The sequence below is a fragment of the Coprococcus sp. BIOML-A2 genome (assembly GCF_009875795.1).
GTDB classification, from domain to species: Bacteria; Bacillota; Clostridia; order Lachnospirales; family Lachnospiraceae; genus Coprococcus; species Coprococcus aceti.
Genome location: NZ_WWSI01000003.1, coordinates 91,757 through 109,811, shown reverse-complemented (window position 1 = coordinate 109,811; position 18,055 = coordinate 91,757). Strand labels below are relative to the sequence as shown.

The 18,055-nt window shown below is 43.2% G+C and carries 16 protein-coding genes; 13 read left to right on the top strand and 3 right to left on the bottom strand.

The features are described from left to right. The first annotated feature begins 7 nt into the window (after positions 1-7). On the top strand, positions 8-754 hold the full coding sequence (locus GT575_RS07510; RefSeq protein ID WP_055279982.1) for a hypothetical protein: 747 nt from the start codon (positions 8-10) through the stop codon (positions 752-754). 25 nt (positions 755-779) lie between these two features. Here the strand turns inward: GT575_RS07510 and GT575_RS07505 are convergent, their stop codons facing one another. Then, entirely contained in the window at positions 780-1,322 is a 543-nt protein-coding gene (locus tag GT575_RS07505; protein WP_156329360.1) for a hypothetical protein, read from the bottom strand. A gap of 424 nt (positions 1,323-1,746) precedes the next feature. After that, positions 1,747-2,991 carry a tRNA(Met) cytidine acetate ligase gene (locus GT575_RS07500; protein WP_161171809.1) on the bottom strand — a complete coding sequence of 415 codons (1,245 nt, stop codon included), beginning with the start codon at positions 2,989-2,991 and terminating at the stop codon, positions 1,747-1,749. 290 nt (positions 2,992-3,281) lie between these two features. On the opposite strand from GT575_RS07500, the gene recA reads away from it, so the two are divergent. The 6 genes from recA to GT575_RS07470 all read left to right on the top strand — a co-directional run bounded on the left by recA (position 3,282) and on the right by GT575_RS07470 (position 9,230). After that, positions 3,282-4,340 carry a recombinase RecA gene (gene recA / locus GT575_RS07495; RefSeq protein WP_022216537.1) on the top strand — a complete coding sequence of 353 codons (1,059 nt, stop codon included), beginning with the start codon at positions 3,282-3,284 and terminating at the stop codon, positions 4,338-4,340. Continuing rightward, positions 4,321-4,953: a regulatory protein RecX gene (locus tag GT575_RS07490; protein ID WP_242859622.1), complete on the top strand. Its 633-nt coding sequence runs from the start codon at positions 4,321-4,323 to the stop codon at positions 4,951-4,953. Before recA ends, GT575_RS07490 begins: the two co-directional genes overlap by 20 nt. A gap of 74 nt (positions 4,954-5,027) precedes the next feature. Beyond that, positions 5,028-6,581, top strand: a complete 1,554-nt coding sequence (gene rny, locus GT575_RS07485) for a ribonuclease Y (RefSeq protein WP_022216535.1) — start codon at positions 5,028-5,030, stop codon at positions 6,579-6,581. Between the two features lie 107 nt (positions 6,582-6,688). Continuing rightward, positions 6,689-7,243 (top strand): NUDIX hydrolase, encoded by a 555-nt coding sequence (locus GT575_RS07480; protein ID WP_161171808.1) that lies wholly within the window; start codon positions 6,689-6,691, stop codon positions 7,241-7,243. Between the two features lie 225 nt (positions 7,244-7,468). Continuing rightward, complete coding sequence (gene xerD, locus GT575_RS07475) at positions 7,469-8,347, top strand: site-specific tyrosine recombinase XerD (protein ID WP_055144557.1); 879 nt, start codon at positions 7,469-7,471, stop codon at positions 8,345-8,347. Positions 8,348-8,381: 34 nt separating this feature from the next. Further along, positions 8,382-9,230, top strand: a complete 849-nt coding sequence (locus GT575_RS07470) for a formate/nitrite transporter family protein (protein ID WP_055222574.1) — start codon at positions 8,382-8,384, stop codon at positions 9,228-9,230. A 195-nt stretch (positions 9,231-9,425) separates the two neighbouring features. On the opposite strand, the gene aroC is transcribed toward GT575_RS07470, so the two are convergent. Continuing rightward, positions 9,426-10,523 carry a chorismate synthase gene (gene aroC, locus GT575_RS07465; RefSeq protein WP_161171807.1) on the bottom strand — a complete coding sequence of 366 codons (1,098 nt, stop codon included), beginning with the start codon at positions 10,521-10,523 and terminating at the stop codon, positions 9,426-9,428. 286 nt (positions 10,524-10,809) lie between these two features. On the opposite strand from aroC, the gene GT575_RS07460 reads away from it, so the two are divergent. The 6 genes from GT575_RS07460 to GT575_RS07435 all read left to right on the top strand — a co-directional run bounded on the left by GT575_RS07460 (position 10,810) and on the right by GT575_RS07435 (position 18,046). Next, complete coding sequence (locus tag GT575_RS07460; RefSeq protein ID WP_117549008.1) at positions 10,810-10,980, top strand: chorismate--pyruvate lyase; 171 nt, start codon at positions 10,810-10,812, stop codon at positions 10,978-10,980. A gap of 126 nt (positions 10,981-11,106) precedes the next feature. Next, positions 11,107-11,373, top strand: a complete 267-nt coding sequence (gene rpsO / locus GT575_RS07455) for a 30S ribosomal protein S15 (protein WP_004851136.1) — start codon at positions 11,107-11,109, stop codon at positions 11,371-11,373. Between the two features lie 305 nt (positions 11,374-11,678). After that, entirely contained in the window at positions 11,679-13,775 is a 2,097-nt protein-coding gene (locus tag GT575_RS07450; RefSeq protein ID WP_022216529.1) for a polyribonucleotide nucleotidyltransferase, read from the top strand. Positions 13,776-13,933: 158 nt separating this feature from the next. Next, positions 13,934-16,336, top strand: coding sequence for a GH36-type glycosyl hydrolase domain-containing protein (locus GT575_RS07445; RefSeq protein WP_055222577.1), 2,403 nt, complete (start codon positions 13,934-13,936; stop codon positions 16,334-16,336). A 112-nt stretch (positions 16,337-16,448) separates the two neighbouring features. Next, complete coding sequence (locus tag GT575_RS07440) at positions 16,449-17,105, top strand: ClpP family protease (RefSeq protein WP_022216527.1); 657 nt, start codon at positions 16,449-16,451, stop codon at positions 17,103-17,105. Between the two features lie 59 nt (positions 17,106-17,164). Continuing rightward, a complete protein-coding gene (locus tag GT575_RS07435) occupies positions 17,165-18,046 on the top strand; it encodes an undecaprenyl-diphosphate phosphatase (RefSeq protein WP_055144539.1) in 882 nt (293 codons plus the stop codon). Positions 18,047-18,055 lie beyond the last annotated feature (9 nt).

The following is an 18,055-nucleotide window of genomic DNA, read 5'->3' as shown; positions in this document are numbered from 1 at the left end:
GAAAAACATGGCAAGAAAAGGTATTGAAGAGATGATCAGTGAGATAGAGATATTTATTGACAATTGTAAGTATCAGCCATTGTCATCCAGTAAGATTATTGTGCCAAAGGAAGATCTGGAGCAGATGGTGGGCGAACTCAAGCTCAAGCTTCCTAATGAGATAGAGAGATGTAAGAAGATCATGAGAAACAAGGAGGCTATACTTGCGGATGCAAGAGCCAGAGCTGATTCTATCATCACAGAGTCTGTTGCAGAGGCAAACAGACTGGTTGATCAGAGCCAGATAGTTGAGCTTGCCAACATCAGAGCGAATGAGATAACAGACATGGCGAGAAGCCAGGCTGAGCAGATCATCGCTGAGGCGAATGCGGATGCCAAGGAAGTCAGAGCAGGTTCCATGTACTATTCAAAGGACAAGCTCACAGAGATAAGCCAGTATATAAATGCAACACTTCAGGCAGAGAGAGCGAACTATGAGAACCTCATTAAGTCTCTTGAGGACAATGCGGCAAGAGTTACAGACAATATGGCAGAGCTTGATTCAAGTATAGCTCAGATCAACGGTGTTCCTGAGCAGGTACAGCCAAGTGCTGACGATTCAGCATTTGCTGATGATGACAACACAGATTACAATGTATACGGCAAGACAGAGTATTCATCAGACGACTCTGACGATGAGGATTATGATGACGAGGATTACGATGAAGAATATGACGACGAGGATGAGGATGATGAGGAGTTCCTCGACGAGTAATCACGCCAGATGATACAGGATGTATTTACAGACACATCATATAGAAAATGAAACACAGGAAGGCACATACTATTTTCCCTGTTGTGTATTTGATGAAAGACAGCCCGGATATTCTTATCATATCACGGCTTTGGAACAAGGCGGATAGCCCTCCAAAGGCAGTGAGTGAGAGAATGAGGGCTGTCTTTATTTTTGTGGAAATATCCATGCTGTATAATACTGGTACACCGCCGCCTATCTCCAGATATGTGGATATTATGGTGCATGCATCGCCTGAAAAGTAGCTGCACATAAGATTTCCTGCAATAGCAAATATGACCATGTACACACCGATCACAGTTATATTGTGTACCGAGCTGCTTATTATGTCAGAATACGTATTTTCTGGCTTCCCTGAATTGGGGCTCTGGTTGTCTGATGATACTTGGACTGTTGCGGCAGTAAGCAGCTCCGTGGAAGTGCTGGAGCGGTGGGATGACATACATGACAGAGTAAGCGCTATTACAGTATAAATGATCTGTGGAAGATATACAGCCTCGATCAGCCGTGCAAACGATATATATTCCATCAAATGATCCCTGTATATGTAATTGTAAAGAAACATCGGACTTATATTGTTGCACATCGGGAGTAGGCTCTGACATACGTTTTCAGAGATGACCCTCTTTCGGTAAAAGAAAGCTATGATGATCGTGCCTGTGGGAAAACCGCATAGCAGGCCTATTATAAAGATGATCGCATATGCGCAGCATTTTGATACTTGTATCGATCTGAGAAAGCTGGTTATAACACCGGTCAGCAGCATAAAGGGGAGCAGGATAGGTACAATGGATGAGTACCATAGCTGTAACCCCTGGGTGCATCCGGATCTGATGATGTCTGAATTTAAACATGCAAATATTATAATTGAAGCTGTTAGAATTATATAACATACGTTCTTCATATGCCAATTGTATTCATTTTATAGAGCAAATATGATAAATAAGAATATGTCATATAACTATGACAGGTTGTTCAAAATCGGTCTTTATACTGATTTTGTATTTGTTGTATACCATGTTTCTGTATATGTCTGTGGCTTTTATGTCGTATGAGAACATGGACAGACCTGTGGAATCTGTACTTTTGTATATCTCGGCTGAACGGGTTATGATCGGTACCTGCGAAGCCTTTTTCATGCTTTTTATCACGGCACCTGCATCTTTTTTTAGTCCAAGAAGCTTGATGTAGGCTATCCAGCCGTTTTCTTTAAAATGGGAATAGTCATCACATCTCAGGTCTGTGATGGTGTGCAGCAGACCTCTCTGAATGTGCGTGAGAGTATAATTCCTGCATTTAAGTGCTGTTGCGGTCTCAGTAAAGGATAGATTTGTGTCAAGCCTGGAGAGACGGTTGCAGAGATCTCTATCCATGTCAACGATGTCATCCGTGCACGGAGCAAGTATCCTTCGTGCTGACAGGAGATGAGACAGGTCGTCGTCGAACATCGGAAATGACTTTCTGTACGCGTTTTGCAGGATGTTGTAGCAACTGTCAGGAATGTGGCGCCTTAAGCTTTCAACATCACCTGACCGGAGCAGCTCACGTATGGCTGAGGCCGAACAGATGTCGTTGTCGGTGGCAGTGCTGTTGTATTCTGATAAGATCCTTCTGATCGGGACAGGTTTGATCCTGGAGTCTGTCTGTATAAGAGTAGCAATATACTCTATGGCCAGAATGTTGTTCGGGCTTGCCAGGATACGGTCAAGATCAGCGCTGGTATAACCGGTAAGGTTCTGGTTCTGCAGATACTCGGAGATGGCGGCTGCTCTGGCTGATCCATATGAGATGCCCGAAGATACGGATTTTTTTATGAATTCCGATACCTGTGGCGGTTCATTGACGGTGAGTTCGGCAATTTTTTGCAGAAGATCCATGTCATCACATTCTGCGCCGAATGAGATATAGTCTATGCCATCAAGAGCGTTCATCATGCAGACTGCGGCATGTGCATAGTCTCTGGCACTTGATGATGCGTATACAAATGGAATCTCGAACACAGCGTCTACACCGCATCTCAAAGCAATCTCGGTTCTTGTGTGCTTATCTGCTATGGCAGGAACGCCTCTCTGAAGAAAATTGCCGCTCATAAAGCATATGACATGTTCGGCACCAGTTAGAAGCTTCGCCTGCTGTATCTGATATTCGTGTCCCTTGTGAAATGGATTGTATTCGCAAACTATGCCTACTGTGCTCATGGCTCCTCCTTGAAATGCGTGTTTTATAACCTGTCACGATTTATAATGCCTTTGTCGGTAAAGTTTATTCTATCTTAATAATTAATGGCTGTAAAGTGTGTTATAATGACGGACATAAAGATGTTAAGTGAAAAATTCAAGATGCGGCATTGTTCTGATGCCGATGATCCCCACATACCAGACAGATATTGATTAATTAAGTGAAGGCAGCCAATTTATGGTTGACAAAGTGGCAATAATCTAATAGTATATTAAAAGATAATCGAACATATGTTTAGGAGGAAAATATAATGGCGAATAATTCCGGTAATGTAAATATTGATGATAAGAGAAAGGCATTGGATGCCGCTATAGCACAGATAGAGAAGCAGTATGGTAAGGGTTCGGTGATGAAGCTTGGCGATTCCAATGCGAATATGAATATAGATGTGATCCCTACAGGATCCCTCAGCCTTGATATAGCACTTGGACTTGGCGGTGTGCCTAGAGGAAGAATCATAGAGGTGTTCGGACCTGAGTCGAGTGGTAAGACGACGGTAGCACTTCACATTGTTGCTGAGATACAGAAGAGAGGCGGAATCGCAGGCTTTATAGATGCCGAGCATGCGCTTGATCCGACATACGCCAAGAACATAGGTGTAGATATAGACAATCTTTACATATCACAGCCTGACTGCGGAGAGCAGGCTCTTGAGATCACAGAGACCATGGTCAGATCGGGAGCGGTTGATGTCGTTATCGTGGACTCTGTTGCTGCACTTGTACCAAAGGCAGAGATAGACGGAGAGATGGGCGATTCGCATATGGGACTTCATGCCAGACTTATGTCACAGGCGCTCAGAAAGCTCACTGCTGTTGTCAGCAAGACCAACTGTGTTGTCATATTTATCAATCAGCTCAGAGAGAAGGTTGGAGTTGTGTTCGGTAACCCTGAGGTTACAACAGGTGGTCGTGCACTTAAGTTCTATGCTTCCGTAAGACTTGACGTAAGAAGAATTGATACGCTCAGACAGGGCGGTGAGATCGTAGGTAACAGAACAAGAGTTAAGATAGTTAAGAACAAGGTGGCTCCTCCATTCAAGGAGGCTGAGTTCGATATCGTGTTCGGCAAGGGTATATCTAAGGTCGGAGATATTCTTGATCTTGCTGTTGCGAACGACATAGTGGATAAGTCCGGTGCATGGTACGCATACAACGGCAATAAGATAGGTCAGGGAAGAGAGAATGCGAAGGCATATCTTGAGAACAATACAGCTATCTGTGATGAGATAGAGCAGAAGGTAAGAGAGGCAGTTGGTGTTGCCGGAGAGTCTGCCGAGAACACTGTAGATGATGGAGCAGATGAGTAGGATCGCAACTGTCACTGATATCAGGAAGATCGATGATAAAAGGTTTTGTCTGTTTGTGGACTATGAGCCTTTTTCATCGGTCTATGCATCGGATATACGAAGATTACATCTTGCCTGTGACGGTGAGATAGAATGGAGTAAACTTGAGGAATTCAGACGGGACTATCTGTTCAAACGTGCCATGAACAAGGCTGTGAACTCCATAAAGTTTTCGGACAAGTGTGAATACGATATCAGGCAGAAGCTTAAGGATCTGTATTACGACGAAGAGATCGTGGATCAGACCATCGACAAACTGAAGTCGTATGGATATATAGATGATTACAGGTATGCATGTGGATATGTACGCAGAAACTCCGCTAAAAAAGGCATTCGTGTCATACGATTTGAATTGCAGGCAAAGCATATAGGCCAGGATATTATCGATCTGGCTGTGGAAGACTCAGACATATCAGATGAAAGCGACAGGATAACATATATTTTACAAAAAAAATACACTGTGGAAGAACTGACTGAAAAGCGTGATAAAGTCTATGCATACATGTACAGCAAGGGTTTTGACAGGCGTAAGGTTTCTGAGTGTATACGAAATATTGTCTCTGATATTACTTGACATAACATCTTAAAAATATTAAACTTAAATAGTTGTATTCTTGTACAATGAAAACTTAATAAGGAGGTGCTCCTGTGAATTCACCAATAGTATGGGGAATAATCGCTGTTGTTGTAGTTGCACTGCTTGTTGCTACATGGTTTATCGCTATTGCATATCGCAAGAACATAGTAGAGACCAAGATAGGAAGAGCAGAGTCACAGGCAAGAGAGATTATTGACGAAGCTCAGAAGACCGCCGAGGCTAAGAAGCGCGAGATACTGCTTGAGGCAAAGGAAGATTCCCTTAAGACACGTAATGACCTTGAAAAGGAAGTAAAGGACAGACGTGGAGAACTTTCACGTATGGAGAAGAGAATTCTTGCACGTGAAGAGAATCTTGATAAGAAGACTGAGGCAGTTGAGAAGAAGGAAGCTAGTTTAGCTAACAAGGAAAGCGCGCTGGACAAGCAGAAGGCTAAGGTTGAAGAGTTACAGGCGAAACGTTTACAGGAACTTGAAAGAATTTCAGGTTTGACCTCTGAACAAGCAAAAGAATACTTATTAAAGACTGTTGAAGATGAAGTAAAGCATGAAACAGCAGTTATGGTCAAGGAATTAGAAACCAGAGCTAAAGAAGAAGCGAACAAGAAGGCGAAGGAGTATGTTGTCAATGCAATACAGAGATGTGCGGTTGATCATATCTCAGAGACAACGATCTCATTAGTTCAGTTACCTAACGACGAGATGAAGGGTAGGATAATTGGTAGAGAGGGTAGAAATATTCGTACCCTTGAAACTCTCACAGGCGTAGATCTTATCATAGACGATACTCCTGAGGCAGTTATCTTATCAAGCTTTGATCCGGTAAGACGTGAGGTAGCAAGAATTGCACTTGAGAAACTCATCGTGGATGGTAGAATTCATCCAGCCAGAATCGAAGAGATGGTTGAGAAAGCGCAGAAGGAAGTTGAAAACATGATGCGCGAGGAAGGTGAAGCTGCTACTCTTGAGGTAGGAATTCACGGAATCCATCCAGAGCTGGTAAGACTTCTTGGAAAGTTGAAATTTAGAACAAGCTACGGACAGAACGCATTGAAGCACTCTGTTGAGGTAGCTCAGTTGTGTGGTTTGTTGGCCGGAGAGATAGGTGTCGATATCAAGGTTGCAAAGCGTGCTGGATTACTCCATGATATAGGTAAATCACTTGATCATGAGATGGAGGGTTCACATGTTCAGATCGGTGCAGATCTTTGTAGAAAGTACAAAGAGTCAGCGCTTGTTGTCAATGCGGTAGAGTCACATCACGGTGATGTTGAGCCTGAGTCATTGATAGCACTTCTGGTACAGGCTGCAGATACAATTTCTGCTGCAAGACCGGGAGCAAGAAGAGAGACCTTGGAGACTTATACTACAAGACTTAAGAAGTTAGAGGATATTGCTAATTCTCATAAGGGTGTAGATAAGACATTTGCTATTCAGGCAGGTAGAGAAATTCGTGTAATGGTAGTTCCTGAGCATGTAAGCGATTCTGATATGGTATTGCTGGCTAGAGATATTGCAAAGCAGATCGAAGACGAGCTTGAGTATCCTGGACAGATTAAGGTAAATATTATAAGAGAGTCACGCGTGACAGATTACGCAAAATAAAAATTAGGGTTTGTAGAGATGATCTACAAACCCTTTTTATGATTTGTCATATACAGTTTACCATTCTTATGCATGATAAACTATAAAACGGGAGGTGAGATTAAAAGATGGAAAAATTCAAGAGGATAAAGACGGAAGTGGCATACAGAGCGCATGTGTTTGATGTATATAACGACTATCTTGAACTGCCTGATGGCAGAGATGTTGTATATGATCTGATAAAGCATCACCCGGGAGCATGCATTCTTCCAGTGAAAGACGATGGATCGCTCATACTGATAAAGCAATACAGGAATTCTATTGATGATATAACCTACGAGGTTCCGGCTGGTTTTATCGATGAGGGAGAGTCTCCTGAAGATGCAGCCAGAAGAGAACTCAGGGAAGAGACAGGGTTTATCGCGAAGGTTGTGGAGTATGTGACTAGAACAGTTCTGGCTATCGGTACAAGTGATGAACAGACTTACGTGTATATAGGCAGGGAACTTACCAGAGGAATATGTGCATTGGACGAGAATGAATTTATAGAGACCGAGGAGATAGGTCTTGATGATGCACTCAATATGATAAGAGATGGCAGGATAGTGGATTCCAAAACAATAATTGCAATCTACGCATATTGGGGTAAGAAATGCTCCCAAACAAGCAATCACATAATTTGAAACATAGAAAATTCAACTGAAACATTGTCGGAATTAAAAAATGTGAAATATTTTTGAAAAGAATTATGTCAATATCTAGTATACATAATTTGATCGCGCACCGCATTTTGTACTTTTATTAAAAATGCCGTGAAGCCTTGATTTTACTTGTTAAAATAGTGTTTGATTTTATTTACATTTGTATTTATAATATAATTCAGTCTACATAACTAAGGGGATAAATTAGTGGAACAATACATAGACAGATATGTTGATTATTTAAGAAATGTAAAAAAATCCAGTGAGAATACTGTTGCATCATATCGGAGAGATCTGATAAAATTCTACAGGTATTTTGACGAGAAGGGCATAACGAGGATTGATGATATTAATGAAACTTATATCACTTCGTATGTGTTGGAAATGGAGAAACAGGGGATGTCCATGGCTACGGTGTCACGTAACATTGCATCCATAAAGTCATTCTATGCCTATCTCATGAGGGAGAGGATAGTGAATGATGATCCAACGGAGAATATCAAGCCTCCGAAGATCGTGAAGAAGGTTCCTGAGACGCTTACCATAAGTGAGGTGAACAAGCTTCTCGACCAGCCTACCAACAAGACTCCAAAGGAGATCAGGGATAAGGCGATGCTGGAGCTGTTGTATGCTACAGGAATACGTGTTACAGAGCTTGTGACATTGAAACTCACGGATGTCAACATAAAGCTTGGGTTCATTGAGTGCCACGACGGCGACAGGGTGAGGACTGTTCCGGTTGCGGAGGTTGCTCAGAGAGCCCTCAGCAGATATATTACTGAGGTGCGCGATGATATGAGTGGAGGCAGTGATTATCTGTTCTTCAACTGCAAGGGTGCACCTATGACGAGACAGGGATTCTGGAAGATAATAAAGTATTATGCGGCTAAGGCCGGCATAGATAAGGATATAACACCTCATATGATAAGGCATTCATTTGCCTCACATATGTTGGGGAATGGAGCGGATATAAAGTCTGTTCAAGAGATGCTTGGACATGTGGATATTGCGACAACCCAGATATATCTTACAAATAAGCAGAGTAAGCTCAAGGAAGAATATGCAAAGGCATATCCGAGGGCCTAACAAATAACTTATAAACTAAGGAGACAATTAAATCATGGAAAACAATTACTACGTTCCGGCACAGATCATTGAGAATAATCTCAAGGGTGCTGTTGGAAAGGCAAATCTCAAGCTGTACAAGATGATCATGATGGGATTCTTTGCAGGAATGTTCATTGCGATAGGAGCTGAGGGATCAAACCTTGCGGTGCATACGGTGGACAATTTCGGACTTGCGAAGACTCTTGCAGGATGCATATTCCCTGTAGGACTCATGATGTTATCGATTATCGGTGCAGAGCTGTTTACCGGAAACTGTATGATGATAACAGCGGTTATTGATGGTAGGATAAAGCTTGTGCAGATGCTCAAGAATTGGGTTATTGTATATCTCAGCAATATGCTTGGATCAGTTGTGACTGCAGCTCTTATATATGGAAGCGGTCAGTTTGATAATTCAGCAGGCGGCCTTGGCGCTTATACCATCAAGGTGGCTATGGGTAAGACAGGCCTTGATTTTTGCAATGCGTTCATGTCGGGAATAATGTGTAATGTTCTCGTGTGTATCGCGGTTCTCATGTCATCTTCGGCTAAGGATATAATTGGAAAGCTGTTTGCATGCTTCTTCCCGATAATGGTATTCGTCGTGTCAGGTTTTGAGCACTGCGTTGCAAATATGTACTATATACCTGCAGGTCTGATGGCTGCATCAAACAGCAAGTATGTGGACAAGGCATGCGAGCTCTATGGATATACCGCACAGCAGATAAGTGACCAGCTCACAGTGGGACATTTTTTCAGTAAAAATCTCCTCCCTGTAACGCTTGGTAATATCATCGGCGGTGGTCTGATAGTGGGAATTGGACTTTACATCATCAACAAGCCTAAAAAGGTGGAAGAGTAGAATCTGGCGCCAGACTTATAGGCAACAAGGTCAGAATGATGGACTGAATAAATGATGGAATGAAAAATAAGATAGATAAATAAAAAACAGATGTGGCATGATTTGAGGAATCACCCTGGATCATATCACATCTGTTTTTTATTATTTACATTTTATCGCATTATTGTTTGTCGCAATTTTCAGTTTGTTTGACAATTACTTATAAAAGTCAATTATCTTGTCCATTCTGGATGACATATTCTCAAATATAAGATCAAGGATCGTCAGGGCGGTCATGGCCTCGACGACCACAACAGCTCTCGGCCCAATGATAGGATCGTGGCGGCCTCTGATCGAGACCTCTATGTTATCCCCGGACTTGTTAACGGTTTTCTGTGTGGATGCGATGGATGGGGTCGGCTTGAAATGCGCCTTGATGATTATGTCTGAACCATCGCTCATTCCGCCGAGAATACCTCCGGCGTGATTGGTCTCCTTGTCTACGTTATAACCGTTCATGACAAATGCATCATTGTTATATGAACCTCTTGCAGTGGATACCTCGGTGCCGTCGCCAATCTCGACAGCTTTCACAGCTCCGATGGACATAACTGCCTTTGCGAGGCATGCATCCAGTTTGTCAAATACCGGTTCACCGATACCTGCCGGCATTCCATGCACGATACATTCAACACCAGAGCCTATGGAATCGTTCTCCGCCATGCAGTCTTGAAGGAGGATTGATGCCTTCTCGTAGGCATCCGGGTCCGGCATATTGAGGTCGTTCTTAAGTATATAGTCAGCGTCAAAATTGTTCCTGTCTATATGTACATCACCGATGGAAGATACGTAGGTAGTTATGGTGATACCGAGTTCCTTCAGTATCTTTGAGGCGATCGCACCGGCTGCAACTCTGCCGATGGTCTCTCGTCCCGATGAACGGCCGCCGCCTCTGTAATCCCTGAAGCCATATTTTTCATCAAATGTATAATCTGCGTGGCCTGGTCTGTAATATGTGGCGATATCTCCGTAATCCCCGGAGCGCTGGGATGTATTTCTCACCATCATGGATATAGGAGTTCCGGTTGTCTTTCCCTCGAAAATTCCTGACAGTATCTCTATGGTATCGGATTCCTTTCTAGGCGTTGAGAACTGTGAAAATCCGGGTTTTCTGCGATCCAGAAATACCTGTATATCTTCCTCACACAGTGGAAGACCGGCAGGGCAGCCGTCAACGACAACTCCCAGAGCCTTTCCGTGGGATTCTCCCCATGTGGTGATGGTAAATTTATTTCCTATGGTGGAACCTGCCATAATATATCTCCTTTCAAATGCGGCGAAACCTGCCGCTCTCTATTCGGCAAATGAACTGCAGAATCCTGCAGCGCAAATGTCCGCGCGCACTATTATAGCATAGATAAGTTTGTGATAACAAGAAATAAGTTGGAATGCTGTAAAGTGTGAAAGCGTATAAGGCGAATGTCAAACCGGGAATATTACCGGCCGGGGTTGTAATGAAATATGTTATATATTAAAATATCTATGAAATGAATGAAAGAACACGGCTGAAAGCACAGCCGGACATAAGGTGGTCAAGAAAATGGAGAAATATTATATAGTAAAATCGATAGACGGAGATTACGCAAATCTTGCTGATGAGAATGATCTTGGCGGTGAGACAAAGCTCGTTGCAAGGGCGCTGCTTCCGGAAAGTATAGCGGAAGGAACAAGGCTGCACTATGCATTTTTGCAGTATGAAATTGCGGATTAATTTCCTCTTTACAAAACCAGACACATATGTTATCCTACACAAGGTCAACTGACACTTAGTTTGAGGACACCTCTAGGCCTTTTGCCCGGTGTCAGTCATGTATTATTTTATAGGAGGATTGTTATTATGATAACAAAAGAGCAGAAGCAGGAAATCGTAGCTAAGTACGGCAAGGATGCAAACGACACAGGTTCAACAGAGGTTCAGATCGCACTTCTTACAGCAAGAATCAACGATCTCAACGGACATTTCAAGGCTAATCCAAAGGATCATCACTCAAACCGTGGTCTTCTTAAGATGGTTGGTCAGAGAAGAAACCTTCTTGCATACCTCAAGAGCAAGGATATCGAGGCATACAGAAAGCTCATCGAGAGCCTTGGACTTAGAAAGTAATTTCTATTCGAGCCTTAATACAATAACAATTATGGGAATCATGTGTACAAGCATGATTCCTTTTTATTTGCCCGGACACATTTTTATGGTATCAAATAGTGTAAACAGAGGTGTTTGGATATTGTATTTTTTATATTCGTATGATAAAATTTAAAAGATTGTGGAATGACATATCGAGACTTCTATAAAGAATATCATGGATCATCGCTGAAAGATGGCAAAAAGGTTATAAGACATGGTGTTTTTTATAGTTGTTTCGACGTCTTCCACAATACAAATAAATATTAAATCAAGGAGATTTTGAGATGAGTAAGGAATTCAAGAGATACCAGAAAGAGATCGCTGGCAGAATGCTCACTGTTGATATCAACAGAGTAGCTGCACAGGCAAATGGTGCTGCATTTATCAAGTACGGTGACACAACAGTGCTTTCAACATGTACAGCTTCAGAGAAGCCAAGAGACGGAATCGATTTCTTCCCACTTTCAGTAGAGTATGAGGAGAAGTTATATTCAGTAGGAAAGATACCTGGAGGATTCAATAAGAGAGAGGGTAAGGCATCAGAGAACGCTGTCCTCACATCACGAGTAATCGACAGACCTATGAGACCTCTTTTCCCTAAGGATTATAGAAATGACGTAACACTCAACAACCTTGTTATGTCAGTAGATCCAGAGTGCAGACCGGAGCTGGTTGCAATGCTCGGATCATCTATCGCAACATGTATATCAGACGTTCCATTTGACGGACCATGTGCCATGACACAGGTAGGTCTCATCGACGGAGAGTTCATCATCAACCCAACACAGAAGCAGTGGGATGAGGGTGATCTGAAGCTCACAGTTGCATCTACATCACAGAAGGTTATCATGATCGAGGCCGGTGCAAATATTGTACCTGAGGCTAAGATGATCGAAGCTATCTACATGGCTCATGATATCAACCAGGACATCATCGCATTTATCAATGAGATAGTAGCTGAGGTTGGAAAGCCAAAGCATTCATATGTAAGCTGTGCAGTTCCAGAGGAGCTCTTTGCAGCGATTAAGGAGATCGTTCCTCCAGAGGCTATGGAGGAGGCTGTATTCTCAGACGAGAAGCAGGTTCGTGAGGAGAACATCAGACAGATCACAGAGAAGCTTGAGGAGGCATTTGCAGACAACGAGGAGTGGCTTGCAGTCCTTCCAGACGCTATATACCAGTATCAGAAGAAGACAGTAAGAAAGATGATCCTCAAGGATCACAAGAGACCTGATGGACGAGCTATCAACCAGATCAGACCACTTGCTGCTGAGGTTGACATCATTCCTAGAGTCCACGGCTCAGCTATGTTTACAAGAGGACAGACACAGATCTGTAACGTATGTACACTTGCTCCACTTTCTGAGATCCAGAGAGTTGACGGACTTGACGAGAACGTTACATCCAAGAGATATATGCACCACTACAACTTCCCTTCATACTCAGTAGGAGAGACAAAGGTTTCAAGAGGACCTGGACGTAGAGAGATTGGACACGGTGCACTTGCTGAGAGAGCACTTCTTCCTGTACTTCCAAGTGAGGAAGAGTTCCCATATGCGATCAGAACCGTATCAGAGACATTTGAGTCAAATGGTTCAACATCAATGGCATCAACATGTTCATCATGTATGTCACTCATGGCTGCCGGTGTTCCTATCAAGGCTATGGTTGCCGGAATCTCATGCGGACTTGTAACAGGTGATACAGACGACGATTACATCGTACTTACAGATATTCAGGGACTTGAGGACTTCTTCGGAGATATGGACTTCAAGGTAACAGGTACAACAGAGGGTATCACAGCTATCCAGATGGATATCAAGATTCACGGACTTACAAGACCTATCGTTGAGGAGGCTATCGCAAGAACACGTGAGGCAAGACTCTTCATCATGGAGACATGTATGAAGCCGGCCATCGCAGCTCCAAGACCAACGGTCAATGAGTTCGCGCCAAAGATCAAGCAGATCAAGATCGATCCAGAGAAGATCGGTGAGGTTATCGGACAGAGAGGTAAGACTATCAACACTATCATCGAGGAGACAGGTGTTAAGATCGATATCGATGATGAGGGAAGAATCTCTATCTGTGGCGTAGAGCAGGCAGGTATGGACAAGGCTATCGAGATGATCAACATGATCGTAGAGCCTCTTGAGGTTGGCAAGAACTACCATGGTAAGGTTGTAAAAGTTATCGACTGTGGAGCTATCGTATCGCTTGCACCTAACAAGGATGGACTCATCCACATCTCAAAGCTTTCAGACAAGAGAGTTGCAAAGGTTGAGGATGTTGTAAATGTAGGTGATGAGGTTGACGTTAAGGTCATCAAGATCGACGAGAGAGCAGGAAGAATAAGCCTGAGTCTCAAGGATGTACAGTAAATAACAGTTCTGAGCTAAACTATAATAAGGATATTTTTTATAAGGGTAAATTTGATGTCTCGAAGCCGGTCTGTCATATGGCCGGTTCCGGGGCATTGTAGTAAATAAAGGCATACATAAACAAACTAAAAAATAAATGCAGATTTAAGGGGGAACATATGAGATACGGTTATTTTGACGAACAGAACAAAGAGTATGTAATTGACAGACCAGACACCCCGGCACCTTGGGCAAACTACCTTGGTTCACCGGAATACGGAGCTATAATCTCCAACAACGCAGGAGGCTACAGCTTTGAGAAGTCAGGAGCAAACGGAAGAATACTTAGATACATATTTAACAGCTTTGATCAGCCTGGAAGATATGTATATCTTCGCGATGATGACACAAAGGATTACTGGTCAGCATCATGGCAGCCGGTAGGCAAGAGTCTTGATGTGTATAAGAGTGAATGTCACCATGGAACGGCATATACAAAGATGTATGCAGAGTATTCTGATATCAAGTCAGAGGTGATGTATTATGTTCCACTTAACAAGACACATGAAGTGTGGAAGGTGAGAGTTACCAACAACTCTGATAAGCCTCGTAACCTTTCAGCTATCGGATACTGTGAGTTTACAAATGACTGCAATTATGAGCAGGATCAGGTAAATCTCCAGTATACACTGTTCATAACCAGAACATATTTCATGGACAACAACAAGATCCTTCAGGTCATCAATGAGAATGTTGAGAAGGCTGAGATCAATGGAAGTAAGGCAAACAAAAGATTCTTTGCACTTGCCGGAAGTGATGTTGCATCATACTGTGGTGACAAGGAGGAGTTCCTTGGAAGATATCACGGCTACGGCAATCCGATCGGAGTTATAAATGGAGATCTTGGCAACAAGCTCAACTACAACAGCAATGCCTGCGGTGGACTCCAGACAAAATTCACACTTGCTCCGGGCGAGTCAAAGGATTTTGCATTCATAGTCGGAATGAAGGACAATGACGCTGCAAATGCTGTCATAGCCGGATACGCAGATCCTGCCGCAGCATGTCAGAAGGAGCTTGACGAGCTGATCGAGTATTGGCATTCAAAGCTCAACAACTTCCAGGTGCACACACCTAGTGATTCATTCAACAACATGGTAAATACATGGAATGCATACCAGTGTTTCATGACATTCATATGGTCAAGAGCTGCATCGTTCTCATACTGTGGTCTGAGAAACGGATATGGATACAGAGATACAGTTCAGGATATCCAGGGCGTTATCCACCTTGCACCTGAGATGGCTCTTGAGAAGATCAGATTCATGCTGTCAGCACAGGTTGACAACGGCGGTGGACTTCCACTTGTAAAGTTCACACATAACGCAGGTCATGAGGATACACCGGATGATCCATCATATGTACAGGAGACAGGACATCCTGCATACCGTGCAGACGACGCACTTTGGCTGTTCCCAACTGTATATAAGTATATTGCTGAGTCAGGCAACCTTGACTTCATAGACGAGGTTATTCCATTTGCCAACAAGGATGAGGGTACAGTTTATGAGCATCTTAAGAGAGCGATAGATTTCTCCATGAACAGACTTGGAGATAATGGTATGCCGGCAGGACTCTGGGCAGACTGGAATGACTGTCTGAGACTTGGAAAGAGAGGCGAGTCAACATTTGTTGCAATGCAGCTCTACTATGCGATGACAGTTATCAAGTATTTTGCTGAGATGAAGGATGATGCAGAGTACATAGATTACATCAACAGCATTCAGTACAAGATGGGTGAGACCATTCAGGAGAAGTGCTGGGAGGATGACAGATTCATCCGTGGATACAAGGAAGGCGGACAGGTCATCGGTTCAAAGAATGATCCTGAGGCAAGCATGTGGCTGAATCCTCAGTCATGGGCAGTTATAAGCGGACTTGCCACAAGAAAGCAGTCTGAGATCGCCCTTGAGTCTGTTCACAGGGAGCTTAACACAGAGTACGGTGTGAGACTTATGTTCCCACCATACAGAGAGCATGCATTTGACGGAGCACTCATGCTTCTGTTCAATGCAGGAACAAAGGAGAATGCGGGTATATTCTCACAGCCACAGGGCTGGATAATACTTGCCGAGGCGCTCATGGGACATGGAAACAGAGCGTTTGAGTATTTCAACGAGAGCTCTCCTGCATCCATGAATGATAAGGCAGAGATCAGAAAGCTTGAGCCATACTGCCATGGACAGTTCACAGAGTCTGTTGGAAGTCCATTTGAGGGTCGCGCTCATGTACACTGGCTTACAGGTACAGCATCCACATGTATGGTTGGCTGCGTTGAGGGTATCATGGGTATGAGACCAGACTTTGGCGGAATCAAGATCGCGCCTTCAGTCCCATCAGACTGGAAGGAGTTTGAGATCGAGAAGATGTTCAGGGGTAAGAAGCTCTCAATCAAGGTTCAGAATCCTGATGGACATGAGAGCGGTTTCCAGAGCCTCACATTAAATGGTGAGAAACTTGAGGCCAATTATATCCCTGCTGACAAGCTTGCTGATACAAACGATATCGTGCTTGTAATGTAATGAATATAAATACATTATTTATACCATATTAAGTTAAGAAGGGCTCAGCCCTTCTTAATTTTTGCCCTGATGCGGAATGAGTGGATTGGGGTTGGAAGGTGGTGCAGGCGAAGTGGAATCGGTATCGATCGCTGAGAGGTTAAAACTCACTGACAACATACATGTTATGGATGTTCCAGGTGGAGGTTATATCCTGTTATGTGGAATATATGGAGAGATTGAGGGGCATGACAAGCTTCCTGCCGGTATGAAGAGTACAAGCTACGAGAAGCTGCTTCCGGTGATAGCCCAGGCAGAAAACTGCGGAGATGTAAAGGGAGTCCTGACTCTGATAAATACGGTCGGAGGCGATGTTGAGTCCGGACTTGCCATATCTGAGATGTTGTCCAGCCTGTCAAAGCCGGTCGTCAATATCGTGCTTGGCGGCGGACATTCCATAGGAGTTCCTCTGGCGGTGTCGGGAAATGTGTCTTTTATAGTGCCGACCGCAACGATGATAGTTCATCCAATAAGGACAAATACGGCGGTGCTTGGAGTTAAGCAGAACTTTGAATATATAGAGAAGATGCAGGAGAGGATCATACAGTTCACAGTGGATCACTCATCTATAGACAGGAAAGAACTGGAGAAACTTATGTTTAACACGACAGAGCTGACCAAGGATGTGGGCTCGGTTCTGATAGGAAAACAGGCTGTCGAAAAAAGGGTTATAGACAGGATCGGTGGTATGTCGGCGGCTTTAAAAACGCTGTATGACTTGATTAATTAAGAAAATGATAGTAAAATTCCATAGGATATTGTATAAACATCGATCAAGGGAGGTTGGTCATGAGCTTATTACAGGCAATTTTGATGGGAATAATACAGGGAGCTACAGAATTTCTTCCAGTCAGCAGTTCGGGACATCTGGCTATTTTCAAGAATATTTTTGGAGTGGAGACCGATACGGGTATATTATTTGACATACTGCTCCATTTTGGCACGCTGGTTGCCATATTTATAGTCTACTGGGCAGATATAAAGAAGCTTGTTATAGAGGGACTCAAGATAGTTGGAGATTGCTGTGTCAATCTGGTAAATTTCATAAAGAACAAGACCTCGAAGGAGGAACAGATATATCCGTATAGGAAGATTGTGTGTACGGCATACAGAAAGTTTGTTATGCTCATACTCGTGTCAACTCTTACGACGACGGTGATCGCAGTCCCATTTGACAAAGCTATAGGACATGCGGGAGATACACTTTTGATACCGGGTATCTGTCTGTGTATAACATCTGTTATCCTGTATTTTGCGGACAGACTGCCGGCTGGTAAGAAGAGTGTGGCAAAGGCTACATACAGAAACGCCATATTTGTAGGTCTGGCACAGGCTGTTGCTACGCTTCCGGGAATATCAAGATCCGGAAGTACGATAACTGCAGGTCTGGCATGCGGCTACACAAGAAAATTCACGGTAAAGTATTCATTTATAATGTCGATACCGGCTGTTCTGGGAGCAGTCATACTGGAGATACCTGATCTGTTTAAGTCATCTATTTCAGGAACTGATGTTGTAAATTACATAGTTGGAATGGTAGTTGCAGGTGTTGTTGGATATTTATGTATAAAATTTATGCTTTATACGGTCAAGAAAAAGAATTTTAAGGGCTTTTCCATATATTGTATGATCGCGGGAATCGTGTCTGTAATATGGTATTTTGTTGCTTAAGATTTAGAA